Source organism: Idiomarina baltica OS145 (assembly GCF_000152885.1).
In the GTDB taxonomy this organism is placed as follows: Bacteria; Pseudomonadota; Gammaproteobacteria; order Enterobacterales; family Alteromonadaceae; genus Idiomarina; species Idiomarina baltica.
In genome coordinates, this window is the sequence record NZ_AAMX01000001.1 from 68,748 (window position 1) to 95,346 (window position 26,599).

Here is a 26,599-nt window from a genome sequence, read left to right on the forward strand (position 1 = left end):
CGCCGTAGCTCATGTTATCTTTACGTGTCTTAACATACGGACGTTGGTGATTCATCATGAGTGCACTTGCAGGTCAACATATTTTAATCGGTATCACCGGAGGCATAGCAGCCTATAAAATACCCGAACTGATACGTCGCCTCAAAGACGAGGGCGCGCAGGTTCGTGTCATACTGACCAAAGGTGGCGAAGCCTTTGTGACGCCCATGACACTTCAAGCGGTATCCGGTGAAGAAGTGCATAGTGAACTACTCGACACACAAGCAGAAGCCGGTATGGGTCACATTCAACTGGCGAAGTGGGCCGATATTGTTATGATTGCGCCGGCCAGCGCTAATACGTTAGCTAAACTCGCTCATGGCTTTGCTGATGATCTACTCAGTACCGTTTGTCTTGCCACTGCTGCACCGTTGTTGCTGGCGCCGGCAATGAATCAACAAATGTGGCAACACCCTGCGGTTAAGGCCAATATGCAACGGCTTAGCGAGCAAGGAGTCAAGGCGATTGGCCCCGAGTCGGGCTCGCAGGCCTGTGGCGATGTAGGTGCTGGACGCATGAGTGAGCCCCATCAAATTAAAACGTTCATCATTGAGCAGTTACAGGATTCAGTGAGTAAACCGCTTGCAGGCGTGCGACTCACTATCACTGCAGGTCCAACGCGAGAAGCAATTGACCCCGTGCGTTACATCAGTAACCACAGCTCCGGTAAAATGGGATTTGCCCTGGCTCAGTCGGCAGCCAAACTCGGTGCTGAAGTGACACTGATAGCAGGTCCTGTTGACCTTCAAACGCCCACGGGGGTGAAACGGCTTGATGTAGAATCAGCGCAAGAGATGTTAGAAGCAGCCCTGGCGAACCCGAGTGACATTTTTATCGGTTGTGCTGCAGTGGCAGATTATCGTGTCGCGAATATCGCCGAACACAAAATAAAGAAGAACGCTCAATCGGGTGCTCCGCAACTCGAGCTTATTGAAAACCCAGACATTCTAAAAACCATTGCTGAACAGAACCCTGCACCGATGTGCGTTGGCTTTGCAGCGGAAACACGCGACGTAGAAACGTATGCGATTGATAAATTGAAACGTAAAAAGTTAGCGCTCATCATCGCCAATGATGTTAGCAATAGTGATATTGGCTTTAATAGTGATAATAACGCCGCCGTGGTGCTCAGTGCTGACGAGCGTGTGGTGTTTGAGCAACAAAGTAAAACATCGCTTGCCCATCAGCTGGCACACTATATTGCGAACCACTTTCATCAGAATTTTCGTAGATAATTAAGGAACCGAATCAATATGACCTCGGTAGAAGTCAAGATACTTAATCCTAAAATTGGCACCGACATCCCGCTTCCTGAGTACGCCACTAGCGGTTCAGCAGGCATGGATCTTCGCGCGTGTATTGATGCGCCCATGACTATTGCAGCAGGACAGACGCACTTAGTCGGAACTGGACTTGCCATGCATATCGGTAACCCAAACTATGCAGCGACGTTATTACCTCGCTCTGGACTTGGACACAAACACGGTATCATTCTTGGCAACCTTGTCGGACTCATTGACTCGGACTATCAGGGCGAGCTTAAGGTGTCCGTTTGGAATCGTAGTGAAAGAGATTACGTAATTGAACCTGGCGACCGCATTGCACAACTAGTGATTGTTCCTGTCATTCAGGCCGATCTCAACATTGTAAACGAGTTCGCTGCAAGCGATCGCGGCCAAGGCGGGTTTGGCCATTCTGGTAAGCAATAGTTAATTAGGTAACGCGATGACACAACAAAAAAGAAACCGTCGTGAAGAGATTCTACAAGCCCTTGCCGCCATGTTGGAGACAAGCCCCGGGCAACGGATTACCACGGCAAAATTAGCGGCTAACTTGGGTGTTTCGGAAGCAGCGTTATACCGTCACTTTCCATCAAAAGCACGTATGTTCGAGGGGCTTATTGAGTTTGTCGAAGATACGCTTTTAAGCCGCATTAATTTAATTATGGACGAAGAGAAAGACACGCTGATGCGTTGCCAAACGATCCTTAAGTTAGTGCTTACTTTCGCTGAAAGAAATCCTGGAATTACTCGTGTCATATCAGGTGATGCATTAATGGGGGAGCATGACAGGCTACGCCATAGGATAGAGGATTTATTTAACCGTATTGAGTCACAACTGAAGCAAGTTTTACGTGAAAAGGCATTAAGAGAACAAAAGCGGTTCGCTGTAGAAGAAGGTGTACTCGCGAATCTATTATTGTCATTCGCTGATGGTAAGATTAGTCAATTCGTACGTTCAGATTTTAAACGCTTACCTACGGAACACTTTGAGCAACAGTGGCAACTTATGGAACAACAATTACTGGCTGCATCCTAGCAGCCAGTAATTGTATCATTCATTCTTCTTAGCACGACTCAATAACGCGATAGCCGCCTCTTCCGGCGCCTTACCCTCGTATAACACTTTATAAATCTGCTCACAGATCGGCATTTCGCAGTCTTCACGATGCGCTAAAGACACGACTTCTCTCGTGTTACGGTAGCCTTCGACGGCTTGACCGATGGATTCTAATGCATCATCTACAGACTTACCCTGACCTAACGCTAATCCAAAACGACGATTTCGTGACTGGTTATCTGTACAAGTAAGGATAAGATCACCTAAACCGGCCATCCCAGTGAAGGTTTCACTTTTGGCACCCAGCTTGAGACCTAAGCGTGTCAACTCGGCTAAACCACGGGTAATAAGCGCAGTACGTGCGTTCGCACCAAAACCAATGCCATCCGCCATACCAGCACCAATTGCAATGACATTCTTGACTGCACCACCGAGTTGCACACCGATAAAGTCATCATTGGTATAAACGCGAAAAGAACGCTCGCAATGCAACATTTCTGACAGCTCATCCACAAAATCTTGATCTGTCGATGACATCGAGATAGCCGTCGGTAGGCCTTTAGCCATTTCAATTGCAAAGGTAGGACCCGACAATACCGCTAATGCGTGAGTGTTGCCAAGCACATCCTCAGCGACCTCATACAATAGGCGTCCACTCTCTGGCTCGAGACCTTTAGTCGCCCAAGCGACGCGTGCGTGCGTTGCTAGTAGCGGATTGATGGTATTTAAGATGTCAGCGAAAGCATGGCTCGGTACTACCACAACCACATTTTTCACGCCATCCACCGCCGCTTTAATATCTGCGGTAACTGTTAAGCTTTCTGGAAATTTACAACCTGGCAAGTAATGCGCATTTTCGCGATGTTCTCGCATCGCCGCAACTTGCACCTCATCGCGTCCCCAGAGTAAGGTTTTCACCCCTTTTCGAGCGAAACAAATAGCAAGGGCGGTGCCATAAGACCCCGCCCCTAGAATCGCAACTTCTGCTTGCTTCATATTAAGCAACCAGTCCTTACGCGTCAGCTTGCTGTTGTTGTGCTTGTTGCTGCTGAACGTGTTGCGCGAAGATCGCATCAAAGTTCACAGGTGCTAAGTTCAACTGTGGGAAAGTCGCACGGTTAACCAAGCTTGCTACACATTCACGTGCGTACGGGAACAAGATGTTCGGGCAGAACGAACCTAACGTATGCGCTAATTGACCTTCTTGAACTTCGTCACCGATGGTGAAGATACCCGCTTGATGAACTTCACAAAGGAATGCGACTTCGTCGCCTACTTTATTAGTTGCCGTCAAAGTCAGCACGACCTCATAAACGTTGTCTTCAAGTTTTTCATGCTTAACGTTCATGTCGAGTTTCAGGTCAGGCTTCCATTCTTTACGGAATACTGAAGGCGAATTTGGCGCTTCAAAAGAAACGTCCTTAGTGTAAACGCGTTGGATAGCAAACTGCGGTTGTTGTTGTTGATTTTCGGCAGTTGCGCCATTTGCTTGCTGTTCGTCAGCCATGATGATACTTCCTATTAAAACGTTGGTTGTTCACTAAACTAAATTGTCGATTGACGACTTTAGCTAAATTTTTAGTTAAAAACTACTTTCCTGTTGCAATCGGTAATTTATCATTACGCCAAGCATTCATGCCACCTGCTAGGACAGCGACTTGGTTAAAGCCTTGTGCTTGTAAACTTTTCGCGACCGAAACCGCCGTGTGTCCAGTGTTGCATACCAATACAATGGGGGCATCCTTAAACTTTTCAATAGCATGCACCTTATTGTCTTTGATCTGCTGCTGCGGCAATGATTTAGCACCACTCACGTGTCCCTTTCGGTACTCATCCGCTGAACGGATATCGACAAATATTCCGTCCTCTCGGTTAGTCCAGATAATCGCTTGTTGCGCCTGTAACTGCTTGATACCTTGCATGGTAGAGCGAATGGTCATAATGATTAACGCGAGCAAAAGAACAACCCATAGTCCGCTCATGAATGGATTATTCGCTACAAATGTCATTAGTTGTTGCATGCTAACTCGTTTATTTATTCGGTTAATGGTGACCCCTCACAGGAGGAGGGTATGTCCTTTTAGAGGGTGAAAGTATACCCTCTGTAGCCCTAACTACCAATAGCAAATCGAGTGGATGCGAAATCGGCAGAAATCCAGTAAACTGGACAGAATATATTTTTGCTTTCAAGCGCATAGGTAGTCGATATGGCACATGATAAAAAACCATTGGTTTTGATGATCTTAGATGGCTGGGGATACCGTGATTCAGCTCCGGACAACGCGATAACCGCGGCGAACACGCCAGTGATGGATCGGTTGTGGAATGAGTACCCTCACTGTTTAGTCGACGGCTCGGGAGGCGCCGTTGGTTTGCCGGATGGCCAAATGGGCAATTCTGAAGTAGGCCACGTTAATTTGGGTGCAGGCCGCGTCGTTTATCAAGATTTCACGCGCATCTCGCAAAGTATAAAAACGGGAGAGTTTTTCGATAACCCTGTGTTGACCGAAAACGTGGAACAAGCGGTCGCTAAAAACGGAGCAGTCCATATCATGGGACTACTCTCAGCAGGGGGTGTTCACAGTCATGAGGAGCATCTCATGGCGATGGTCGAATTGGCGCATAAAAAAGGCGCTCAACGTATCTACGTGCATGGCTTTCTTGATGGTCGCGATACCCCGCCTAAATCAGCAGGTCCGTCGATTGAAAAGTTTGAAGCACTCTTCGAACGACTTGGTGTAGGTCGCTTTGCCTCACTATCGGGTCGATTTTACGCAATGGACCGCGATAATCGCTGGGAGCGCATCGAAGGTGCATTTAACGCCGTTTATCATGGACGTGCTGAACATCGCGCAAATAACGCTCATAACGCCCTCGCCGACGCGTATGAGCGGGGCGAATCCGATGAGTTTGTCAGCCCGGTGGTCATTGGAGAGCCGGCCGCGATAGAGGACGGTGATGCGGTGTTCTTTATGAATTTCCGCGCTGACCGAGCGCGCGAGATGACACGTGCGTTTATTGATAATGAACTCGATACGTTTGAACGTGGCATTCGCAAACAACTCAGCGGCTTTGTCATGTTAACCCAGTACGCTGATGAATTTGACACGCCTTGTGCCTTCCCACCGGTAAGACTCGACAATGTGTTAGGCGAGTGGTTAGCTAAGCACGATAAAACGCAGTTGCGCATTTCTGAAACAGAGAAATACGCGCATGTCACATTCTTCTTTAGTGGAGGACGGGAACAAGCGTTTGATGGCGAACAACGCAAACTTATTCCTTCACCTAAGGTAAAAACCTACGATCTGCAACCTGAAATGAGTTCAAAGCAACTCACTGATGCGATTGTTGAAGCTGTCGATAATCAAGAGTATGACGTCATTATTTGTAACTATCCCAATGGTGATATGGTGGGTCATACAGGTAACTTTGATGCAGCAGTAAAAGCCTGTGAAGCCGTTGACCATTCGGTGGGAAGAGTAGTTGAAGCATTACAAAAAGTGGGCGGTGAATGCCTTATTACTGCTGACCACGGTAACGCCGAGCAAATGAGCGACCCGAGCACGGGCCAAGCCCATACTGCGCACACCAGTGAGCTTGTTCCGTTTATTTATGTCGGTCGTCATGCTACACCACGCAATGGTATTCTCTCCGATGTGGCGCCCACCATGTTGCATTTAATGGGACTTGAACAGCCAAATGAAATGACGGGTAAAACGCTCATGCAATTGGACGGTTAATTAATGCTGAAAGCGTTTGTATGGAGTTTGTTTCTTGTAGTCACTTTGTTGGCTGCTGACGTTAGTGCGCAGCAGCCTACTGAGCAAACCAAGGCAGAAAAGCAGGCCGAACTTAAAGCAATTCAAGCCGAGATTGAATCTCGGCTTGAAGCGTTTGAGTCACGCAAACAAGCATTAACATCGAGTCAGCGGGCGCTCAAAAAATTAGAGTTACGCACCGCCAAATTGGCTGAAGCGCTGCAAAACACCCGCGAGCGATTGCAAACCTTAGCTGGAGAGATTGAAAACAACGAAGCAGAGCAAAGTCGGCTGGAAAGCGATATCCGTGACCAACTGAACGCGTTGAAAGATCAGGTCATCGCGGCCTATGCAAACGGCGATTACGACTATCTCAAACTGCTACTGAACCAGCAAAAGGCATCCACTCTCGAGCGTCAACTGACGTATTATAAGTACCTTAACGATGCCCGTATTGCAGCCATCGACAGCTTAAAACAAACACAGGCTCAATTAGAACAGGTCAAACAAGCGTTACAGGCGCAATACCAACGGCAAACTGAGTTACGCGGCGAGCAGTCAGCACAACGTTCCGCACTTAAAAGGCAACAACAAAAGCAAGAACAAGCTATTGTCGAACTGCGTAATGAGCAGCGCTCAGAGGAAGAAAAAATTGCCGAACTGCGAAGTAGTCAAGCTGAATTAGAACAAGTGATTGCTGCCATCGAGGAAGCACTTAGTGATCGTGTTGAGTTAGTCGGTTTGAAGCCTATTAAAGCGAGTTTACAATGGCCGACCAATGGTAAAGTACAGCGTTTATTCGGTGAACGTCGTGAGGGACCTATCCGTTGGAAAGGCGTACTCATTGATGGCGAACAGGGGCAAAGCATCCGTAGCATTGCCGACGGTCGTGTTGTTTTTGCCGACTGGTTACGTGGATTCGGACTGGTTATTGTGATCGACCACGGTGAGGGCTATATGAGCTTGTATGGCTACAACCAAGTGATATTCAAGAATGTCGGCGAAGAGGTACAACAAAACGAGGAAATTGCACTCATGGGTCAAAGCGGCGCGCAAAATTCTCCTGCACTTTATTTCGAAATTCGCTTTAAAGGGCAACCCGAAAATCCAACCCAATGGATTCGCTAGCCGTCATGGGCCGTTACCTGTGTCTACTCGTACTCAGTTTTATAATGGTTTCCCCTGTGGTCGCTGCCGATAGGATCGCTATTATTATCGATGATATCGGTAATCACCCAGAAGATCTCGCAGCCGCGGACCTCCCCGGAGATATTACCTTTGCTATTCTTCCCTTTACTCCTTACGGTCGGTCTTTTGCCTTAAAAGCGCATCACCAAGGCAAACAAATTATGGCACATGTACCGATGCAAGCTTTAGCGGGAAATGCCTTGGGCTTAGGTGCGCTCACCGCCGATATGTCGAGTGCCGAAATAAAGCTCAAGTTACGGCAAGTATTAGATGATATTCCTTATGTGGCCGGCATTAATAATCACATGGGCAGTCAACTCACGCAGTTAACTCAACCTATGCAAGCGGTGATGGAGTCATTAAAGAATCACGATTTGTACTTTATCGACAGTAGAACAACCGAGTACACCGTGGCAGAAAAGATGGCACAGTCCTACCAAGTACCTGTCGCCCGGCGACACGTCTTTATCGATAATGAAACAGACGAGCAATATCTCACTGAGCAGTTTGATGAGCTAATACAGATCGCTCACGCACACGGGAGTGCTATTGCAATTGGTCACCCTTACCCGGAAACGATTAAATTTTTAAAACAGCGCTTAAAGTCGTTAAAAGAAGATGATGTTCAGCTAGTTTTCGCATCGGAATTGACAGTTAAAAGCGAGTTAAGCATCGCCAGTGGCTTGTTCAAGACGGGTCAGTAGAATCAGCGCTTGATCACGGCTATCCCCGCATACATCGTGCGTCGCATCAAAGTCTGAGCACACCTGAGGACGGCGCGGGTCACCAAACAAACGACACAAATTATCGTCATCGAGTTGGACACAACGCTCACCTGCCCTTTTACCCTCGGACATTCCCGGAATCGGAGAACTGATCGACGGCGCAATGCAACAAGCGCCACACCCCATACGACACTCCATGAATCCTCCAAAAATCTACTGGGCAATCAGAAACGAAAAAGGCGCTACTTGCGCAGCGCCTTTGGTACACAATACAGACTCAGTTATGACATCGCTGCACGCAATTTCTTCATCGCATTTTGTTCCAGCTGACGAACACGTTCAGCAGACACTTCATACTTCGCGGCTAAATCATGTAACGTAACTTTACTTTCAGACAACCAGCGTGACTGAACGATATCCTGACTACGTTCATCAAGCTCGCTCATCGCTGAAAACAGCTTTTTCTGAGTGTGTGCTTCGTAGTCTTCAGTCTCGATTTCTTCCGCGAGATCTGAGCGTTTGTCCTCAAGATACATCGCCGGTGAGTAGGTCGAGCCTTCTTTAGAATCATCATCGTCAGAACTCAGTTCAAAAGCTTGGTCATGGGCACTCATGCGCGCTTCCATTTCCATGACTTCTTTGCTCGAAACACCTAGCTCTTTTGCCACCGTTTCGACTTCATCTTGATTGAACCAGCCTAAACGTTTCTTCATCTTACGCAAATTGAAAAACAATTTACGCTGCGCTTTGGTGGTCGCGACTTTTACAACTCGCCAATTACGCAATACATATTCGTGAATCTCTGCCTTAATCCAATGCACAGCAAATGAAACAAGGCGCACACCCACTTCTGGGTTAAAGCGTTTTACCGCTTTCATGAGACCAATGTTACCTTCTTGAATCAAATCCGCTTGCGGCAGGCCGTAGCCAGAATAGCCACGGGCGATGTGCACGACAAAACGTAGATGCGACATGATTAACTCTTTCGCTGCATCTAAGTCTTTATCTTCCTGCAAACGTTTTGCCAGCGCTTTTTCTTTCTCAGCGCTCAGCATTGGAATGCGGTTGACTGACTGAATGTAACCGTCAAGACCCCCGCCCTGAGGGACCGATAAAGCCATGGTTTTTAATTCAGTGCTCATTTAACAACCTCTAATTACTCACTACATGTATCGACTAGCATAGCCTATTCATATGACCGTTTTTTTACACGCAAGTTCCCTTTTAGCGCAACAGATCGTCAGTGCTGGACCCGAAAAAACGATCGCCAAGAATCTCAGTATAACGCGCATGTTTGTCAACGCAAGTTTTGCGATCGTTTTCGATCATGCCTCTGGTTCGATACTTTTTATGTGCTTTCGCACCGCTAGAAAACTACCGATTAAACCCAGCGCCACAGCAACCAACCAGACCATTAACATCTCGCCCACAGTCAATCCTGAAAGGGAAAACTGTGATTGATATAATTCAGTTACATTGGTTACGGCAGAACCAATCCACCAGATCAATAACTGGGTTGCCAACCATGCAATCACACCGCCTGCCACACCATACCAAACACCGGTATACAGAAACGGCCGTTGAATGAATGCATCAGTGGCTCCGACGAGTTTCATAATCACGATTTCATCACGTTTACTGAGTATATTCAGTCGGATTGTATTGCTCACGATCAGAATGACAGAGATACATAAAAGCAGCGCTAATGCGGCCAATACATCCTGAATTAAATCAACAATCGCTTGCAGACGAGACAGCCAATCAACATCGAGTTTACCCATCTGCACTTCGCGAGCCTGTTGTAGCTCTTCAAGCAATGCCTGCGCCCGCGCAGGTGTGCGTGCTTGTTGCGCTGGTGTTACAACCAGTACGTCGGGAAGCGGGTTACTGTCAAAATAGTCCAATGTTTCACCAAAACCAGAAGTCGCTTTAAACTGCTCAAACCCTTCTTGTTTGGTAACCCACTGAACCGATTCGACGTCATTACGGATACTTATCTGCTGCTTTAATGTAGCAACCGATTGCTGGCTTGCATCGGTACGCAGAAACAAAGAAATTTCAGAGGCTTGCTGCCACTGTCCAGCAATTTGGGAGGTGTTTTTTACCATCACATAGAGTGCGCTAGGTAGCGTTAAGCTCAAACCAAGTACAGCAACAGTCATTAAGCTCGCAATAGGATTACGCCACAACTCCCCTAGACTACTGACCGCCTGTTGCAAATGATGCACCGGGATCATCAAAATACGCCGCCAAAACGGCAAGCTGGTTTGTTGTTGAGCACCTTTTTCGACGACTCGATTGCGGAACAATAAGCTCATGCCGGTTGCTCCTCTAGGCCATCATTAATGAGCCGCCCTTCTTTTAAGGTCAACGTCCGATATTTTAACCGCGCAATGAGACCTAAATCATGCGTAGCAATGAGTACCGATACACCGACTTGGTTGAATTCCTCAAATAGCCGAATAATGTCCATAGAGAGCTTAGGGTCAAGGTTACCCGTAGGTTCATCCGCCAATAGTAAAGGCGGTTTGGTAACGATAGCGCGTGCGATACCGACACGCTGTTGTTCACCACCGGAGAGCATCATGGGAAAATGCCGATACTTATCCGCCAAGCCGACCTTATCAAGGGCGGCAAGTACCCGTTTACGTGCTTCTTGTACGCTGTAACCCTCAATGATCAATGGTAACGCGACGTTATCAAACACCGATTTATCCATTAACAGCCGGTGGTCTTGGAATATCATACCAATGTCGCGACGTACAAAAGGGACCTGCTTCGGCTTAATCGTGTTGAGATCATGTCCATTGATACGCACTCGACCGGCGGTCGGGCGCTCCATCACACTGATTAGTTTGAGCAAGGTACTTTTACCGGCGCCGGAGTGACCCGTTAAAAATGCCATTTCTCCCGGCTCAACATGAAAATCAACATGGCTGAGGGCTTGGTGACCCCCAGGATAAGTTTTACTAACTTGCTCGAAGCGTATCATAGTGGCTTAAAGTTGCTTTATTCTTGGTCTAGCTTACGGTCAAATAGCGCTTGAATAAAGTCTCGCGCGACAAATGGCCTCAGATCGTCCAGTTGCTCACCCACACCGATGTATCGAATAGGAATTTTAAATTCATCGGCTACGGCAAAAATCACACCGCCTTTAGCGGTACCATCCAATTTCGTCATTACAATTCCGCTCACTCCGACAGCTTCGGTGAACAATTTGGCTTGCGAGATTGCATTTTGGCCCGTGCCCGCGTCTAACGTTAGCATCACTTCGTGTGGCGCTTCCGGATCCTGCTTTTTCATTACCCGCACAATTTTCTTTAGCTCTTCCATGAGGTTAGATTTATTTTGCAAACGCCCAGCCGTATCGGCAATAAGCACGTCTATACCACGGGCTTTCGCCGCCTGCATTGCATCGAACAATACCGATGCACTATCAGAACCGGTCTGTTGTGCAATGACAGGGATTTCATTGCGTTCGCCCCAGATCTGTAACTGTTCTACAGCAGCGGCGCGGAACGTGTCCCCGGCTGCGAGCATGACTGACTTGCCCTCACGTTTGAACTGTTTAGCGAGCTTACCAATGGTGGTGGTTTTACCCACTCCATTTACACCGGTCACCAAAATGACATACGGCGTTTTACTGGTATCAATCGCGAGCGGCTTATCGACCGGCTCGAGCAAGGCTTCCATCTGCTCTTGCAGCAATTCATATAGTGCTTCGGCATCTTTAAGTTGTTTGCGATCCGCTTGTTGCGTCAGATTATCGATGATTTTTGTGGTCGTTTTTACGCCTAAATCAGCCATTAATAGCTGCGTTTCAAGTTCTTCAAACAGATCGTCATCGATCTTCTTACCTTTAAAGACGCCGAATAAGCCCGAACCAATACTGCCCGATGTCCGCTTGAGTCCCTCGGTCAGGCGAGCCCAAAGCCCCTTTTTCTTAGCGGGTGCCGCTTCGGGTGTTGATTCAACTTCAGGTTCTATTGCTGGAGCGGCTTCAGGCTCGGGCTCAGGCTCAATGTTAGACTCAGATCTTGTCTCCTCTGCAGAGACAACCTCAGGTTCTGGTTCGAGCTCAGGTTCGGGTTCAGACTGCTTAGGAGGTTCCGGGTCGACCTCGGGTAACGGCTTTCCTGCGGCTGAATCGGCCGTCACTTGCGCACAGTCTTCCGTTGCATCAGCATCACGTGGGGTCGACTGCTGCTCTTGCTCATCTTGTTTTATTTCTTTCTCATCTTGTTTCGACGATTTATTGCGTCGAAACATTGAAAACAAACCTTTTGCCATAATTGAATACCTTGGAACTACAACCATTAAATCGTTAAACTAGTGATAGTTTACCACGCTGTAGCGAAACTGACGACGCACCCAGATAATTAACCAGGCCAATTATATTGTGAAAAAACAAAGCAACAAGAAAACAGGAGAATTGCGCCTTATTGCCGGGCAATGGCGCGGGCGTAAGCTGCCCATACTGACATCCGAGGGACTTCGCCCCACCACGGACCGCGTACGAGAGACGTTATTTAATTGGCTGCAATTTGATATTCAAGGCGCTCAGGTTGTCGATTTGTTTGCTGGCAGCGGTAGTTTAGGCTTTGAAGCCGCATCAAGAGGCGCCCAACAGGTAACATTGATAGAGATGGATAAAGCGGCGGCGCGGCAATTGAATCAAAATGTCAGTCGCTTATCGGCACCACAAATTAATGTGATACAACAAAGCGCGCTCGATTGGCTAAACGCGGAGTCAACTCAACACACTAAACTAGACATCGTATTTATCGATCCACCATTTAATAAATCACTCGTCAGTCCGACGCTTGCCGCGCTGAAGCGAGGTGAGTGGTTACATTCGGATTCGCTAGTTTACGTCGAAAGTGAACGCAACTTACCGCCTGAAATCTTCAATGACTTCGATATCCTCAGAGAAAAACATCACGGTCAAGTCAGCTTTAGACTGCTCACTCCATCAACTGAAGAGACAACACACGTATGAATATGATTTTACTTCTCGGCAAAGCGATTTTTGCCATTATATGGATTGCTTTGCTTGCGCTTTTATCGGGTTTAGTCGTCGACATGAGCACCCAAGCTTATGGTCTGATTGCTATGTTACTCGGCGTACTTGTGATTATGCATTTGTTATTGCTGGGGATTTTTGTTGCCACGATGAAAGCTCAACTCCCTTGGAAAAAGGGAGATGGCTGGCAGATTCTTATCTTCGGCATTTTCGGATGGCTAACAATCTACGCACGTCAGTCTGATGACTGATTCACTTCAAGGCCGATGTTAGAAATACCTTCATCGGCCACCATTTGCTTCAGCTGGTTAACCAATGCCTTTGTGACGGTCGGTTGCGCTTCGAGGTAATTGAGCATCGCTTGCTGCATTTCAACTTCGTACTGATACAGCTCATGTTGATTAACCGCCTCTCGTAACTGTTCAGCGGGTACCTCATCGGCGATATTGAGCTCAATGAATTTAGCCACCGAGGCTTGCGATACTTTCGCGACATCAACAAAGTTTTTTGAGTCTTTATCAAGCACGCCCTGCAGCAAGGTACTGATTGCAGTACACGCATCCATCGCGGGATAAACCCCAAGCATGTCATGACCGTATTCACTCGGCGTCACTTCATCGACTTTCTCTTGCCAACGTTCTGCGTTGATTTTGCTGTGTTTAGGATTTGCATGACGGTCCCATAGCGCGTTAAGGGCGCCACGTAGCGGCTTGAGTTCACCGAACCCCGTGAGCTGATGAAAAAATTCATAATTTGGCAGCATCCGCTCGCACAGATACAATGCAAACAATGATTGTTTTTCGGCTTCCATCGCACGGATGCGCTGAAACGTATTTAATTGACCCACAAGCAATCCTCGTTTTCGCTGAAGGACCCGTATTATGCCTAAAATAAGCTTGCCTCGCTACGATGACATTGTATTAGCTGCCAATCGCTTGGAAGGTTTCATTAAACACACACCGGTACTCACATGTTCAGAAATCGATGAGGCCCTGGGCTGTGAAGTTTTCTTTAAGTGCGAAAACCTTCAGAAATCCGGCGCGTTTAAGTACCGGGGCGCCAGCAATGCGTTGTTATCTCTGTCAGAGCAACAACGGCAAACTGGAGTGTTTACCGTATCATCAGGTAATCACGGTGCCGCACTGGGCTATGCTGGAGCACGTTTAGGCATCTCCGTTACGGTCGCGGTGCCCTATAATGCGCCTGCGATAAAACGTAACAATATTGAAGCCAGCGGTGCTTCAATAGTGACTATAGAGCCCGGTATGGAAGCGCGAGAGCGATTTGCAGCAGAACGAGCGCAGACCGGAGAGACATTTATTCCCCCCTATGACCATCCCGATATTATCGCGGGACAAGGAACAGCAACGTTAGAGCTACTCAAACAAGTCGAAGATTTAGACACCGTCGTCGCCCCTTTGGGCGGTGGAGGTCTGCTGGCAGGCGCATGCCTAGCAGCGCAAGGACTCGAAGTTTATGGCGCTGAACCGATGCTCGCTAATGATGGGTTTGAGTCGCTCCGCACCGGAGTCCGACAACCCGCGAAACCACCGCGTAGTATTTGCGATGGCTTACTGACGCAATTGGGGGAATATAATTTCGAAATATTAAAACGCCACGTAAGTGCTGTGCTTGTCGTTGAGGATAAAGACACAAAAGCGGCCATGGAACTGATCTGGCAGCGTCTTAAAATCATTATAGAACCATCCTCAGCGATCACGCTGGCGGCGCTGAAGCAAGAGCGAAGTCGATTCGCCGGGAAACGGGTTGGAATTGTATTAAGTGGTGGGAATATCGCGGCCGAGCCCAGTCAGCCGCTCAAGGTTTAAGTTGCGAAGATATCGGCATCGCTTTTGAACGTTTTAAATTCAAGCGCGTTGCCGCAGTAATCGTAGAAAAACATCGTGCCTTGCTCGCCCGGTTTGCCTTTAAAACGAATATAAGGCTCGATGACAAACTCAATATCAGAGTCAGCAATCTTACGCGCCACATCGTCCCAATCTTCGCGTAATAACACGACACCGAAGTGAGGCACGGGCACATTGTGACCATCGACGCCGCTGTGGTTTTTAACACCCGCTATTTCAGGTGCCACATGCGTCACAAATTGATGACCAAAGAAGTTCCAATCGATCCAATCGTCACTACTACGCCCCTGTTCCAGCCCCAAGATCTCACCATAGAACTTGCGTGCATTATCGAGGGACTTTACAGGTAAGGCTAAATGAAACGGACGTACTGCTGACATTGGCGATTACATCCGTGCTTGAGGTTCATGAATCGACTGACGCATCGCTGGAGAGCGCTTCCACATACGGTGCCCGATAGCAGCAAGCAATAGACCCCAATTAAGCGGAGGAATAAACCCTGCAGTCAATACCGCCAATAAACTCCAGAGGGGTTTAGATTGATACTGACCGACTAAGCCGTAAAACAATAACGCGGCTACGAGTCCCTGAAGTAACAGTAGGCTCAATAGCATAATTATTTCCTTCTTTAGCGAACATTTTTATCACTGCAAACTGCAGTTTTTTGTTATTTCTAAGCCTACTCAATTATGACTAAACTGTAAAATAATGTATAAGTTATTGATTTAAATACAAAAAAACCGGTCTATTGACCGGTTTTTAAGTTTTATGTTTTTTATTTTAATCGGTTCTATCGTTTAGAACGCGTTTAAAGCAGTATCCAGATCGGCTTTAAGATCGTCTAGATCTTCAATACCCACCGAGACACGAACAAAGTTGTCTAGGATACCTAGTTTCTCACGATTTTCTTTAGGTACCGACGCATGAGTCATGATCGCAGGGTGTTCAATTAACGACTCGACCCCTCCTAAGCTTTCTGCCAGCGCAAAGATTTCGACCGACTCTAAGAACTTACGAGCGGCCGCTAAATCGCCTTTCAATAAAATTGAGATCATGCCACCAAAACCCGACATTTGACGCTTAGCAAGCTCATGTTGTGGGTGGCTTTCAAGACCTGGGTAGATCACCTTCTCAACTTTCGGATGTTGCTCGAGCCACTGTGCCAACTCGAGTGCTGCTTGGTTATGATGACGCATACGTAACGCCAACGTCTTGACACCTCGGAGCGCTAAGTAGGAGTCAAAAGGACCCGCAACAGCACCCACCGAATTTTGCAAGAATAGCATCTGTTCGACTAAGTCTTGGTTATCACCGACAACAGCGATACCACCCACCATGTCAGAGTGCCCATTCAAGTACTTAGTCGCCGAATGCATTACGATGTCGGCTCCCAGCTCAATTGGACGCTGATTAAAAGGCGTCGCGAACGTATTATCCACTACCACGATGATGTCTGGATTATGTGTCTTTGCTGTTTTTACAATGGCTTCGATATCAACCAGTTTCAACATAGGGTTGCTGGGTGTTTCAACCCAAATCATACGTGTTTCTGAGGTCAGCGCCTGTTCGACTTGCTTAATGTCGGCAAGGTCAACGTATGAGAACTTAAGTCCTGCTGAACGCCCACGTACCTTGTCGAACAAACGGAAACTGCCGCCGTATAAGTCATCCATAGCGACCACGTGATCACCGCTATCAAGCAGCTCTAAAATTGTTGAAGTTGCCGCCATGCCGGAAGCAAAAGCAAGCCCTTGAGTGCCCCCTTCCAAATTCGCGACGGCGCGCTCCCAAGCAAAACGTGTTGGGTTATGCGAGCGCGAATATTCAAAGCCTTTGTGTTCACCCGGGCTCTCTTGCGCGTAGGTTGAACTGGTAAAAATCGGAGGCATGACTGCCCCAGTGACCGGCTCAGGTGACTGACCACCATGAATGGTGCGTGTCGCAAATTTCATTGGTTTGTTTGATGCCATTATTACAACTCCTTACAGCAAATTATTTTCACGCATCCACTCATCGTTGAATAACTTCGATAAGTAGCGATTACCTGTATCACACGCAAGTGTCACCACTTGCTTTCTCTCGGTTTGATCTTGGCAATAACGCACTGCAGCAGCGATTAAGGTGCCGCTCGAAGAGCCCACCATGACGCCCTCTTTCTCGAGCACCTGACGCGCCATCTGCATACCTTCTTTATCTGAGATAGCGTAGGCTTTATTGGCTAATTCAATTTCGCAGATTTTTGGTACGAAATCCTCGCCAATACCCTCTGCCAACCAGCTACCGGCTTCGACATGCTCTCCACGATTCACTAATGGTTCCAAAATTGAACCCGCGGGATCGGCAAGCACTAAATCAACATCGGACTTCTGCTCACGGAGATAGCGGCCAATACCTGTTAGTGTACCGCCTGAACCGACGCCACAAACGAAGGCATCAATGTCGCCGTCCGTTTGTTGCCAAATCTCTGGACCCGTGGTTTTGTAATGCGCTTCTACGTTGGCAGGGTTTTCAAATTGGTTTACATAGAACCAGCCGTTTTCTTCGGCTAAGCGAGCGGCCATATCTTGGTAGTATTCAGGGTGACCTTTTTGTACATCTGAGCGAGTCTGTTTGACAGTCGCCCCCATCGCACGCAAATTGTTGACTTTCTCTTGGCTCATTTTATCAGGCATTACGATCATCAAGGGGTAGCCCTTACTCGCCGCAACTAACGCCAAGCCCAAGCCTGTATTGCCTGCAGTCGCCTCGATGATGGTATCACCTGGCTTCAATTTGCCATCACGCTCAGCCGCATTAATCATCTCAACGGCGATGCGGTCCTTGATAGACCCACCCGGGTTTTGCAGCTCTAACTTAAGATACAAATCGCAGGGACCTGTATCGATGTTGTTCACTTTTACCAACGGCGTGTTGCCGATCATTTCCAATACGTTGTCATATACTTTCATATCGCGTCGCTTTTTCTCATCTGTTCAATGCGGTTCATTATCCCTATACTTTGACCACTTAACAACCACCGCCTTAGAACGCTTTGTTCAAAACAATAACTAGTTAAGCGAGACGCAAATGGATTTAAGAAGCGATACAGTGACCCAGCCAACATCTGCCATGCGTGATGCGATGATTCGTGCTGATGTGGGTGACGATGTGTATGGTGAAGATGCCACAATTAACGCGTTAGAGCAGCGCGTTGCCCAGTGGTTAGGTAAAGAGGATGCGCTTTTCTGCAGTTCCGGCACACAAAGTAACTTATTAGGTTTGCTCAGTCATTGTCGTAACGGTGAAGAATATATCGTGGGTCAGGAATATCACACCTATCGCTATGAGGCAGGCGGCGCTGCGGTGCTCGGAGGCATCGTGCCACAAACCATCGAAGTCGAAGCCGATGGTACTCTGTCGTTAGACACTATCGCCGAACGCATCAAGCCAAATGATCCTCATTTTCCGATTACCCGACTACTCGCATTTGAGAACACGCATGCCGGTCAGGTGATTGCTCAAGACTACTTCGACCAAGCGCGTACCCTGGCTGAACAGCACGGTTTAAACATGCACCTTGATGGTGCCCGATTAGTAAACGCTATGGCAGCAACGCAATTGACGGCCACCGAGCTGGCTGCGCCGTTCGATTCTGTTTCAGTATGCTGTTCAAAAGGTTTAGGAGCACCGGTCGGGTCACTACTTGTCGGTTCGGCTGACTATATTGCCCGTGCTCGACGTTGGCGTAAGATGGTCGGTGGCGGTATGCGGCAAGCGGGTATTTTAGCAGCTGCGATCGATTACGCATTAGATCATCACCTTGAACGTATTCAAGACGATCACGATAATGCCCAGTGGCTTGCTACCACGCTCAAAACAATCTGCGCTGACACCAATATCGTGGTCAGCGATGCTCGTACTAACATGGTTTACTTGACCTTACCCTCGCTTGAACTCGCTCAATCTCTAAAGCACTTTATGGAGCAACACCATATAAAAATTGGAGCAGCGAAGAAGTTGCGGTTAGTCACGCATTTAGATATTTCTCGAGACAATTTAGAACGTTTTGTTGTGCTTTTTGAAGACTTTCTAAAAAGATAACGCAGTTAACCGAACGTTAGCGTAAAGTGGCGCTATAAGTGCCACTTTATCAGTCGTGTTCCGCAAAAGCGTTGCCCGAGGTCAAGCTTAGCAACACCAGGCTTATTGTTGCTTATAATTTTTTTAATTGCTCTAACAAACGATCCAGGGCGCGGTAACTCAATGCCTCCGCAAGGTGACGCCGACCCACCGAGGTCGCATCATCCAGATCGGCTATCGTGCGGGCAAGTCGTAGTGTTCGGTAAAAAGCACGATGTGAGAGACCCAACTTTTCCACCACTTCAACTAAAAACGTATGATCCGCCTTGCTTAATTGACTATGTTCCAACACCGCTTGTGTGGTCAGTTCGGCATTTAGACAGCCTTGTCGCTCTCTCTGTTTAACATGACACGCAGCAACTTGATTACGAATTTGAGGTGACTGAGGTGTCGGCTTATGCTGAGCATCAAGCGCTCGAAGCGACTGTGTTTCTCTTGGCACCTCAACTTGCAGATCGATCCGGTCAAGCAATGGTCCTGATAATTTATTGAGATATTTAAGTATTTGATCGGGCGTGGAACGGCAACTCTCAAGCGTTCCGTCAAACTGTCCACAGGGAGAAGGATTAAGCGCCGCAATTAATTGAAATTGAGCCGGATAAGTTGTCTGGTATCCCGCTCGACTTATGGTGACTTCGCCCGACTGTAATGGCTCACGTAATGAATCAAGCACATAGCGAGAGAACTCAGCCAGTTCATCAAGGAACAACACGCCCTGATGAGCGAGACTGACTTCACCGGGTTTAGGTGGTGAGCCATGTCAGTTCGCATATTAAATTCTACTCCCAGAACGAAAAATCAATAAGTTACAGTTCAAGTTTGCAAAATAGCTAATCTTTTATTTCGCATAATAAAGGCTGCCATGCAGGTATTTTCGCGTAATAGAGGCTACTCCCTGTAATTCTTAAGTGGTCATAAAACAAATTGCCTTGAACACAGATGCGAACTTGTATTAAAAACAAATTTCTACTTTTAATACAAGCAAGAACCTTATTGTTATAGCGGTATTTCAAAGTTACATTAATACCATTTTAGTAAGCGTACTTTTTGAGAGGTCATCTAAATGGAACAGCTATTGCTATGGTTAAATACAGTTGGTTTGACTTTAGGAGTCTTAGGAGCATTAGGACTGACAATCTTCACTAAGGATTTTATTAGAATCAATGCCGATGGAACAGAAACATGGGGACCTCCGAAGGGAGTCAGTAATGAAGAGTGGAAGTCAAAAAATTTAAAGCTTCGTAGAAATCAGAAGTACTTTATACCCTGTTCATACATATTTATTGGGAGCGGCTTTATTCTTCAACTAATTTGCTTGTGGATACCTCGATTATAGCAAGCTGGAGATAGGCGGTTCCCAACTCGGTTCAATATTAGGTTAATCAAATTGGGTTAACACCTGTCTAGTTTCAGTTTATGACTGACAATGAATCAAACAATTAATCCTTATAAACACATCTGGGCTAAAGTACATCATTAATCGAGCCTAGTTAAGGATGCTATGCCCCCCCTCAGCTCAGCTCACCTCAGCATTAATATTGGCAACCACTCAAAGTCCTGCTATGTTAAATCCATATTCGCACAATAGCCTCTACTAACATGGACTTCAAAACACCGGTTCGCAAAATCAAACCCACGCGCAGAAGCGTATCTGGCTACTTTTCCTTTCGAGGAAAAGAGCCTATCCCATACGAATCAACCCTCGAACGCGACTTCGTTATGAGAATGGATTATGACCGCTCTGTTAAACATGTTGTCTCGCAGCCTGCTCGCTTATTCTATATTGATGCGAATGGAATAGAGCGCCGATATACGCCTGATTATCTGGTCTACTTCACCAATCCTATGCGCAAGCCTTTATTGGTAGAGGTCAAAGAAAAACAAGAGCTGGAACGCGACTTTTATAAGCTTCGTTATAAATTCTCGGCAGCATTTGGGTTAGCAAAGCAAAACGGGTGGACCTTTAAAATCTATGATGAACGACGTATCCGAAACGCCCTACTCGATAACCTTCAGTTGCTTAGGAGCTTTGCCAGCCGAAAAGTTAATACTGCCATAGTAAATGAAGTTAAAAACGACCTAGCGAGCATGCCTCTTCCGATTTCAGTACAACGTTTCACTCACAGATTCAACTCAGAGCGAGGAGCCCCTGGTATCCGGAAAAACGATATTTGGCGATTAGCCCTGGACCATTTATTAGAACTGGATTTATCTGCGCCACTATCTGAGGAAACCGCTATCGTCGGGGTTAATCATGGCAGCTTCTAATGGACATCAGTTAAAAAGACGCCGATTCAAATTAACGCCAGGTACCTCTGTTATCATGGATGGTGATGAGTACCTAGTAAAAGAAATACTCAACGAAAAAGAATGTATCGTCAAAAATATTTCCTCAAACTCGGCCGATATCGTTGCCATTAGTAAGCTCATCGAGCATGCCTCGAGCGTTACGTCTCATTTAATGCCAGCTGAGTCCGATTTAGATAACATTTCAGAGGCCGACTACCGAATAGCGAAAGACAGGCTAGAAGCTATCAAGCCTTTACTAGAATTCGACCAGCCAAGGAAAAGTGATGTCCGTTTACGTGCCGCTGAAGTTGATTGCCACTATACGACACTCTACAACTGGCTCAGGGCTTATCAATCAACTAAAGCCCTTACCAGCCTTATTCCAAAACGACGGGGTTGGAACTACAACCGTAAGCGGCTCGACAATGACGTTAACGCCATAGTTGAGCACTATATTGAGAACCTTTACCTGACGATAAAGCAGCCAAGTCCTAAAAAGGTTTATGCCGAAATCAAAAGTGCCTGCATTAAAGCTGGACTAACACCACCTCACCAATCCACTATTTACCGGCGTATTGACAGGATCCCAGAAGAAAAACGCTTACGCGGTAGAGGCCGGATTGAAGAGGCAAACAACCGCTTTTCAATAAAAGCAGGCAAGTTTCCTGGCGCCAATACTATTCTGAGTGTTGTGCAAATTGATCATACATCTGTGGATCTAATTGTAGTCGACGAGGATACCCGTCAGAGTATTAAAAGAATCTGGATTACCGTAGCGATTGACGTATTCTCCAGAGTTATTACAGGCATATATCTCTCATTGGACGCGCCGAGCTTAACATCCGTAGCCATGTGCATATCTCATTCAATACTGCCCAAAGATAAATGGCTAAAGTATGTTGGTATTGAAGGTGAATGGAATGTCTGGGGTTACCCGAAAAAGATACACACCGACAACGGCGCAGACTTTCGCTCTATTAACCTATCAGACGCCTGTGCCAGCAATGGGATTGACATTGAGTTTAGACCGGTTAAAAAACCTAATTTTGGTGGGCATGTAGAACGTTACCTGGGCACTTTCGCCAAAAAAATAGCAGAGTTGGACGGAAAAACGTTTAACCGTAGCAATAAACGGGAAACTTACGATCCTGAAAAACACGCTAATATGACGATAGATGAAATTGAGAAATGGCTGGTGAACGCAATTATTGAATATCACCATACACCGCACAGTTCAATTGGCGTCGCTCCGGTAACTCAATGGAAAATGGGTATAGAGGGCGGTTCTGGAATTATGGCAGCAGGATTGCCGGAGGTTCCTGACGATCCTTTAACACTCGAGCTCGACTTCTTACCCAAAGCGCTCCGAAGCATATCGGGACAAGGTGTCGTCTGGGACAATATTCATTATTTTTCAGACGGCATACGCCATTTGATTGGTCATAGAGATAGTAATGGTAAGAGTCTCAAGTATATCGTTCGGCGCGACCCCAGAGACATTAGGAAAGTATGGGTTTACGACCCGTTCCAGAAGTTATATCACGAAGTCCCTTATGCTGACCCAACACACCCATACACCAATAAATGGGAGCTTGATGAGGCCAAGCGCTACCTGAAGTCTCTCGACGATAAAACGTTTAATGAAAGCGCCATTTTCCGCGCCATAGAAAATATGCGAGAGATAGAAGAGCAAGCAAGAACGAAGACCAAAAAAGCGCGTCGTAATAAGGAAGCTCATGCGCGCCGGAAAAAGCAGGCTTCTCCTGCGAAGATATATACTGGTAATGTCACGAATAATAAAAACGCCTCAACAGACCCTGTGGTTAATAATGAAACCGGTGGTACAGACGATGATATTTGGGGGACAGATATTGAGGGGTTTGAGATAGAATGAAGGCCACATGGACGAATTAAAGCATATTGATAAAAAGTATCGTCAGGTAGCACTTCTACCGGATAAAGAGCGCATAGCCTTTATCAAACAAAAACGATGGGTAGGCTACCCGGTAGCGCTCAATGCTATTCAAGAATTGAAAGCCCTTATGGAGCAGCCAACACAACAACGAATGCGCTCAGCATTGCTTATTGGTGACTCTAACAACGGCAAATCGTCCATCATAGAAAAGTTTTGTGAAGCACATGGACAACCCGTTGTTGATGAAGATGAAATACTTAACAAGCCAGTTCTCGTAACTGAAGTATCAGCTCCGAAAGTCAAAGATATCTACATTTCTATTCTGGAAGAATTTTGGGCTCCATTTAAAACGACCCAAACTGAGAGCCAGTTAAGGGCGCAGTCCTTTGAGCTGATGCGGGTTTGTGGCGTAAGAATGCTTATTTTGGATGAATTTCACACGCTCCTAGCTGGGACGGCCCAAAAGCGAACTAACGCCTTAGCTGAGTTAAAAATGATATCGAATAAACTCAAAATTCCTATTGTCGGTGTAGGCACAAAAGATGCGCTGTCAGTTATCAGAGACGACCCTCAGCTACAAAGTCGGTTTTGGGTAATGGAATTGCCTCTTTGGAAACCAAATACGGACTTTGCTCGGTTATTATCAAGCTTTGAAAAAGCTCTTCCTCTGAAACATAAATCCAATTTAGCAAGTAAAGAAATAGGTGAACGCATTCACACGATATCAGGCGGCAACTTGGGTAATTTACACGAATTGCTGAAAATTTGTGCAATTGAAGCTATACATAATGGTAAGGATAAAATCGATCTAGACATTGTGGAGTCCTTTTCATGGTTTACTCCAACGAGAGGGCAAAGAGCAATCAAGCTCACCTGAGGCGATGGCCGGTAAATACCGTTCCTTTTGACGACGAGCTGTTATCGTCGTGGTTGATAAGGGTAAGTTTCGACCATTTCACTGCCCCATTAATACTGACGTCATACCTTTGGGGCAACTGGCGAGCCTGGACATTCGATTTAGACAGAGAACTTTCCGTTGCCAGGCTTAACAAGCTAAGTGCATGTTCCGGCATATCGGTGAGTCAGTTACAACGAATGTCACTGCGCTCAACAATAGAAAAGATTTCTCGCACCAATTTAATCCAGCAGTCGATGTGGCCGTGGGTCGTCGCAAGGCACACGAGAAACCGTAATACATACCGCTACCAACCATTTTGTCCTAAATGCCTTAAAAGCGATTCAGAGCCTTACTTTCGGCGCACGTGGCGGCTTTCTTTTGTAACGGTTTGCACTCTACATTCCTGCCAACTGCTGGATTGCTGTCCACACTGCAAACAATCAATAGAGCCTCATAGACTCAAAACGAAAACTTTAACGAAGTGTATGTATTGTCATCAGGACCTTACTACCGCACCATCAAAAAAAGCTAGCAGCAGGCTCGTGAAAACAACCAATGAGCTAATTCAATCAATAGACGCCTCTAATACAAATGCCCGGGATATTTTTCACCAGCTCGAGTTTTGGATAGCAACCTTGCGGAAGCTATCGATTTCTAATTCGACAACACACAAAAAGATTTTCTCAGGACTTGTTGACGTCAAAGATCGCGAATTAATCTCATCCTGCCGAGGGGTAAACTTTAACTTTTTAACAGTCGAGAGCCGTTCAGTTATCCTAAAGTACTGTAACATTGCCAATAGCGATTTATTGGCTCAAAATCTCTCCAGGCTCTCGTCACAAGGACTAAGCTCGTCTTTTATGACCTCGCTGTTAACGACTCCACCATTAACAGTATTGAACTTCTTGGGGTTAACATGGCCTCCGGAGTCAAATACCAAACGAGCCTGTCCACAAAGCCCAATAACGATTAAGAAAGCACCTCGTCCGCGCCCCTTGGTAGAAAAAAGCTGGGAGCTCCTACTCAGGAAGCATAGGCTTGGAAAACTCTAACGAAAAACACTGCGATCAATGCGGCCGATTTGTGGACCGTATTACTCGACGTTATAAAGAAGAAAGTTACTGCCTCAACTGCTACTTGCGATGCTTCCCACATTCGGTATGCAGTGAATGCAACAAACAAAAGAGAATTCATTACAGTGATAAAAAGCGTATATGCTGTAGCTGCTACACGAAGGTAACACCCTGTGTGCGATGCAGGCGAACCGGGCGCCCAATCGGCAAAGTCACATCAAGCGGGCCATTCTGCAATAGTTGCTATCGTTACCTACAAGAGCAGAAAAAATGCTCTCTTTGTGGAAAGATGGACGTCGTTTCACAAGGTTTATCGGTTGGGGTGGATTCACTAATTTGTGACTCGTGCCGTGCAAGACTCCGCCCCAAGTGCCCTAGGTGCGGCATTCGCAGAAAGCTTTATGAAGTCGATAGTGGCGCACTCGTGTGCTACCGGTGTCGAGATAACATAAAATATTACTGTACCGGTTGTGACGTAGAGTTAACCGGTAAAGAAAAAACGCTCTGTCCTTTATGCAGCGCAAAACGCCTTAATAAGATTAGAAAACATCAAAATGCTTTAAACCTTAACACGCTGGGTTCAAGGAAACTGTTTATAGAGTTTGTGAACTGGTTAGAAAAAACTCGCAATTCTTTCGATGCTGCCCATAAGCAGAATCGCTACATCCTATTTTTTCAAACAATTGAACCATTTCCTAATGACTGGTACCTAACGCTCGGTTTCCTTACAAAAGTCGATGGCAGATATTTAAGACGTTCCGCCATGCCGCGACAATTCCTAGAAAGTAAAGGGGTCGTATTTGACGAGAGGTTACTCGTCACCGCAATGGATTTACGGACAATTGATATAAATACGGCAATACTTGAGGAAACACGGCCATCTGCCCTTCAGGACGCTATCCTTGAGTATATTAGCCTTAGAAAAAGTCAGCTCGAAGAAGGAAACATTAAAGCACGGACACTGCGTTTTGAAACATCAGCAATGAAGAGCCTGATCGATCACAACCGGTGGTCGAAAAGCCCACAGAAAGCGCTGGAAAGCCTCTTAAGGGAAGCACCTGGGATGCGTGCGTCAATATTTAAATTTGTCAGCTTCGCCCGAACAAACACCAACCTCGGAATGTTCATGCCTAAACTAAACGCTGAAAGCGGAATTGTTGCCGCTCTAAAGCGTTACTTAAATAAGCCAAGCTCAAAAGCTTTCCGTGTATACACTTTCTTCGCTCTTGACTACTTTCATGACTGTTATCTTCCAAGAAATGCAAAAATTCACATAAAAGAAGTAGGTGACGGCCTGGAAGTCACATTTAAAAGTCATACATTCTGGGTGCCATCCCCAACTCGTATTTTAAAAAAGTGATGCG

At 46.6% G+C, this 26,599-nt stretch carries 29 protein-coding genes; 15 read left to right on the forward strand and 14 right to left on the reverse strand.

Annotated elements, in window-relative coordinates; translation table 11 throughout:
* Positions 1-56 precede the first annotated feature (56 nt).
* The 3 genes from coaBC to slmA are packed head-to-tail and all read left to right on the forward strand — an operon-like array spanning position 57 to position 2,358.
* Positions 57-1,274 carry a bifunctional phosphopantothenoylcysteine decarboxylase/phosphopantothenate--cysteine ligase CoaBC gene (gene coaBC, locus OS145_RS00340; RefSeq protein ID WP_006953866.1) on the forward strand — a complete coding sequence of 406 codons (1,218 nt, stop codon included), beginning with the start codon at positions 57-59 and terminating at the stop codon, positions 1,272-1,274.
* 18 nt (positions 1,275-1,292) lie between these two features.
* Complete coding sequence (gene dut, locus OS145_RS00345; protein WP_006953867.1) at positions 1,293-1,748, forward strand: dUTP diphosphatase; 456 nt, start codon at positions 1,293-1,295, stop codon at positions 1,746-1,748.
* 16 nt (positions 1,749-1,764) lie between these two features.
* The gene (gene slmA, locus OS145_RS00350) at positions 1,765-2,358 is read left to right on the forward strand and encodes a nucleoid occlusion factor SlmA (protein WP_006953868.1); all 594 of its coding nucleotides are present in this window, start codon (positions 1,765-1,767) and stop codon (positions 2,356-2,358) included.
* A gap of 15 nt (positions 2,359-2,373) precedes the next feature.
* On the opposite strand, the gene gpsA is transcribed toward slmA, so the two are convergent.
* From gpsA to OS145_RS00365, 3 genes are all read right to left on the reverse strand, one after another.
* On the reverse strand, positions 2,374-3,375 hold the full coding sequence (gpsA, locus tag OS145_RS00355) for an NAD(P)H-dependent glycerol-3-phosphate dehydrogenase (protein WP_006953869.1): 1,002 nt from the start codon (positions 3,373-3,375) through the stop codon (positions 2,374-2,376).
* Positions 3,376-3,391: 16 nt separating this feature from the next.
* The gene (gene secB / locus OS145_RS00360) at positions 3,392-3,886 is read right to left on the reverse strand and encodes a protein-export chaperone SecB (RefSeq protein ID WP_006953870.1); all 495 of its coding nucleotides are present in this window, start codon (positions 3,884-3,886) and stop codon (positions 3,392-3,394) included.
* A gap of 82 nt (positions 3,887-3,968) precedes the next feature.
* Positions 3,969-4,400: a rhodanese-like domain-containing protein gene (locus tag OS145_RS00365; protein ID WP_006953871.1), complete on the reverse strand. Its 432-nt coding sequence runs from the start codon at positions 4,398-4,400 to the stop codon at positions 3,969-3,971.
* A 186-nt stretch (positions 4,401-4,586) separates the two neighbouring features.
* Here OS145_RS00365 and gpmI point away from each other — a divergent pair, with 186 nt between their 5' ends.
* The 3 genes from gpmI to OS145_RS00380 are packed head-to-tail and all read left to right on the forward strand — an operon-like array spanning position 4,587 to position 8,029.
* Positions 4,587-6,119: a 2,3-bisphosphoglycerate-independent phosphoglycerate mutase gene (gpmI, locus tag OS145_RS00370; protein WP_006953872.1), complete on the forward strand. Its 1,533-nt coding sequence runs from the start codon at positions 4,587-4,589 to the stop codon at positions 6,117-6,119.
* A 3-nt stretch (positions 6,120-6,122) separates the two neighbouring features.
* Positions 6,123-7,265 (forward strand): murein hydrolase activator EnvC family protein, encoded by a 1,143-nt coding sequence (locus OS145_RS00375; RefSeq protein WP_006953873.1) that lies wholly within the window; start codon positions 6,123-6,125, stop codon positions 7,263-7,265.
* Positions 7,253-8,029 carry a divergent polysaccharide deacetylase family protein gene (locus tag OS145_RS00380; RefSeq protein ID WP_242603630.1) on the forward strand — a complete coding sequence of 259 codons (777 nt, stop codon included), beginning with the start codon at positions 7,253-7,255 and terminating at the stop codon, positions 8,027-8,029. Before OS145_RS00375 ends, OS145_RS00380 begins: the two co-directional genes overlap by 13 nt.
* Here the strand turns inward: OS145_RS00380 and OS145_RS13075 are convergent.
* The 5 genes from OS145_RS13075 to ftsY all read right to left on the reverse strand — a co-directional run bounded on the left by OS145_RS13075 (position 7,991) and on the right by ftsY (position 12,340).
* Positions 7,991-8,248: a YkgJ family cysteine cluster protein gene (locus tag OS145_RS13075; RefSeq protein WP_083773204.1), complete on the reverse strand. Its 258-nt coding sequence runs from the start codon at positions 8,246-8,248 to the stop codon at positions 7,991-7,993. The two genes, OS145_RS00380 and OS145_RS13075, sit on opposite strands and share 39 nt — an antisense overlap.
* An 83-nt stretch (positions 8,249-8,331) precedes the next feature.
* Positions 8,332-9,192, reverse strand: coding sequence for an RNA polymerase sigma factor RpoH (gene rpoH / locus OS145_RS00385; RefSeq protein ID WP_006953876.1), 861 nt, complete (start codon positions 9,190-9,192; stop codon positions 8,332-8,334).
* A 183-nt stretch (positions 9,193-9,375) separates the two neighbouring features.
* Positions 9,376-10,368: a permease-like cell division protein FtsX gene (ftsX, locus tag OS145_RS00390; protein ID WP_006953878.1), complete on the reverse strand. Its 993-nt coding sequence runs from the start codon at positions 10,366-10,368 to the stop codon at positions 9,376-9,378.
* Positions 10,365-11,042, reverse strand: a complete 678-nt coding sequence (gene ftsE / locus OS145_RS00395) for a cell division ATP-binding protein FtsE (RefSeq protein ID WP_006953879.1) — start codon at positions 11,040-11,042, stop codon at positions 10,365-10,367. The genes ftsX and ftsE overlap by 4 nt, the downstream gene beginning before the upstream one ends.
* Positions 11,043-11,059: 17 nt before the next feature.
* Positions 11,060-12,340, reverse strand: coding sequence for a signal recognition particle-docking protein FtsY (gene ftsY / locus OS145_RS00400; protein WP_006953880.1), 1,281 nt, complete (start codon positions 12,338-12,340; stop codon positions 11,060-11,062).
* Positions 12,341-12,449: 109 nt separating this feature from the next.
* Between ftsY and rsmD the strand changes: the two genes are divergently transcribed.
* On the forward strand, positions 12,450-13,049 hold the full coding sequence (gene rsmD, locus OS145_RS00405) for a 16S rRNA (guanine(966)-N(2))-methyltransferase RsmD (protein ID WP_006953881.1): 600 nt from the start codon (positions 12,450-12,452) through the stop codon (positions 13,047-13,049).
* Positions 13,046-13,324, forward strand: a complete 279-nt coding sequence (locus OS145_RS00410; RefSeq protein WP_006953882.1) for a DUF1145 domain-containing protein — start codon at positions 13,046-13,048, stop codon at positions 13,322-13,324. The genes rsmD and OS145_RS00410 overlap by 4 nt, the downstream gene beginning before the upstream one ends.
* Here OS145_RS00410 and OS145_RS00415 read toward each other — a convergent pair.
* Complete coding sequence (locus tag OS145_RS00415; protein ID WP_006953884.1) at positions 13,309-13,920, reverse strand: YjaG family protein; 612 nt, start codon at positions 13,918-13,920, stop codon at positions 13,309-13,311. The genes OS145_RS00410 and OS145_RS00415 overlap by 16 nt on opposite strands.
* A gap of 34 nt (positions 13,921-13,954) precedes the next feature.
* Here OS145_RS00415 and OS145_RS00420 point away from each other — a divergent pair, with 34 nt between their 5' ends.
* Positions 13,955-14,902: a threonine ammonia-lyase gene (locus OS145_RS00420; protein WP_006953885.1), complete on the forward strand. Its 948-nt coding sequence runs from the start codon at positions 13,955-13,957 to the stop codon at positions 14,900-14,902.
* On the opposite strand, the gene OS145_RS00425 is transcribed toward OS145_RS00420, so the two are convergent.
* From OS145_RS00425 to OS145_RS00440, 4 genes are all read right to left on the reverse strand, one after another.
* Positions 14,899-15,321, reverse strand: a complete 423-nt coding sequence (locus tag OS145_RS00425) for a VOC family protein (protein WP_006953886.1) — start codon at positions 15,319-15,321, stop codon at positions 14,899-14,901. The genes OS145_RS00420 and OS145_RS00425 overlap by 4 nt on opposite strands.
* 6 nt (positions 15,322-15,327) lie before the next feature.
* Positions 15,328-15,555: a hypothetical protein gene (locus OS145_RS00430; RefSeq protein ID WP_006953888.1), complete on the reverse strand. Its 228-nt coding sequence runs from the start codon at positions 15,553-15,555 to the stop codon at positions 15,328-15,330.
* 183 nt (positions 15,556-15,738) lie between these two features.
* Positions 15,739-16,911, reverse strand: coding sequence for a trans-sulfuration enzyme family protein (locus OS145_RS00435; RefSeq protein ID WP_006953890.1), 1,173 nt, complete (start codon positions 16,909-16,911; stop codon positions 15,739-15,741).
* A 12-nt stretch (positions 16,912-16,923) separates the two neighbouring features.
* A complete protein-coding gene (locus OS145_RS00440; protein ID WP_006953892.1) occupies positions 16,924-17,889 on the reverse strand; it encodes a cysteine synthase A in 966 nt (321 codons plus the stop codon).
* 118 nt (positions 17,890-18,007) lie between these two features.
* Here OS145_RS00440 and ltaE point away from each other — a divergent pair, with 118 nt between their 5' ends.
* Complete coding sequence (gene ltaE / locus OS145_RS00445; protein WP_006953894.1) at positions 18,008-19,021, forward strand: low-specificity L-threonine aldolase; 1,014 nt, start codon at positions 18,008-18,010, stop codon at positions 19,019-19,021.
* A 112-nt stretch (positions 19,022-19,133) separates the two neighbouring features.
* Here the strand turns inward: ltaE and OS145_RS13675 are convergent, their stop codons facing one another.
* Positions 19,134-19,772 (reverse strand): ATP-binding protein, encoded by a 639-nt coding sequence (locus OS145_RS13675; RefSeq protein WP_006953896.1) that lies wholly within the window; start codon positions 19,770-19,772, stop codon positions 19,134-19,136.
* Positions 19,773-20,659: 887 nt separating this feature from the next.
* On the opposite strand from OS145_RS13675, the gene OS145_RS00460 reads away from it, so the two are divergent.
* The 5 genes from OS145_RS00460 to OS145_RS00475 all read left to right on the forward strand — a co-directional run bounded on the left by OS145_RS00460 (position 20,660) and on the right by OS145_RS00475 (position 26,595).
* Positions 20,660-21,328, forward strand: coding sequence for a TnsA endonuclease N-terminal domain-containing protein (locus OS145_RS00460; RefSeq protein ID WP_040487468.1), 669 nt, complete (start codon positions 20,660-20,662; stop codon positions 21,326-21,328).
* Entirely contained in the window at positions 21,315-23,243 is a 1,929-nt protein-coding gene (locus OS145_RS00465; protein WP_006953902.1) for a TnsB C-terminal domain-containing protein, read from the forward strand. The genes OS145_RS00460 and OS145_RS00465 overlap by 14 nt, the downstream gene beginning before the upstream one ends.
* Before the next feature lie 7 nt (positions 23,244-23,250).
* Positions 23,251-24,141: a TniB family NTP-binding protein gene (locus OS145_RS00470; protein WP_006953904.1), complete on the forward strand. Its 891-nt coding sequence runs from the start codon at positions 23,251-23,253 to the stop codon at positions 24,139-24,141.
* The gene (locus tag OS145_RS13680; RefSeq protein WP_083773205.1) at positions 24,096-25,214 is read left to right on the forward strand and encodes a TniQ family protein; all 1,119 of its coding nucleotides are present in this window, start codon (positions 24,096-24,098) and stop codon (positions 25,212-25,214) included. Before OS145_RS00470 ends, OS145_RS13680 begins: the two co-directional genes overlap by 46 nt.
* 625 nt (positions 25,215-25,839) lie before the next feature.
* Entirely contained in the window at positions 25,840-26,595 is a 756-nt protein-coding gene (locus OS145_RS00475) for a hypothetical protein (RefSeq protein ID WP_050749958.1), read from the forward strand.
* The last annotated feature ends 4 nt before the right edge of the window (positions 26,596-26,599 follow it).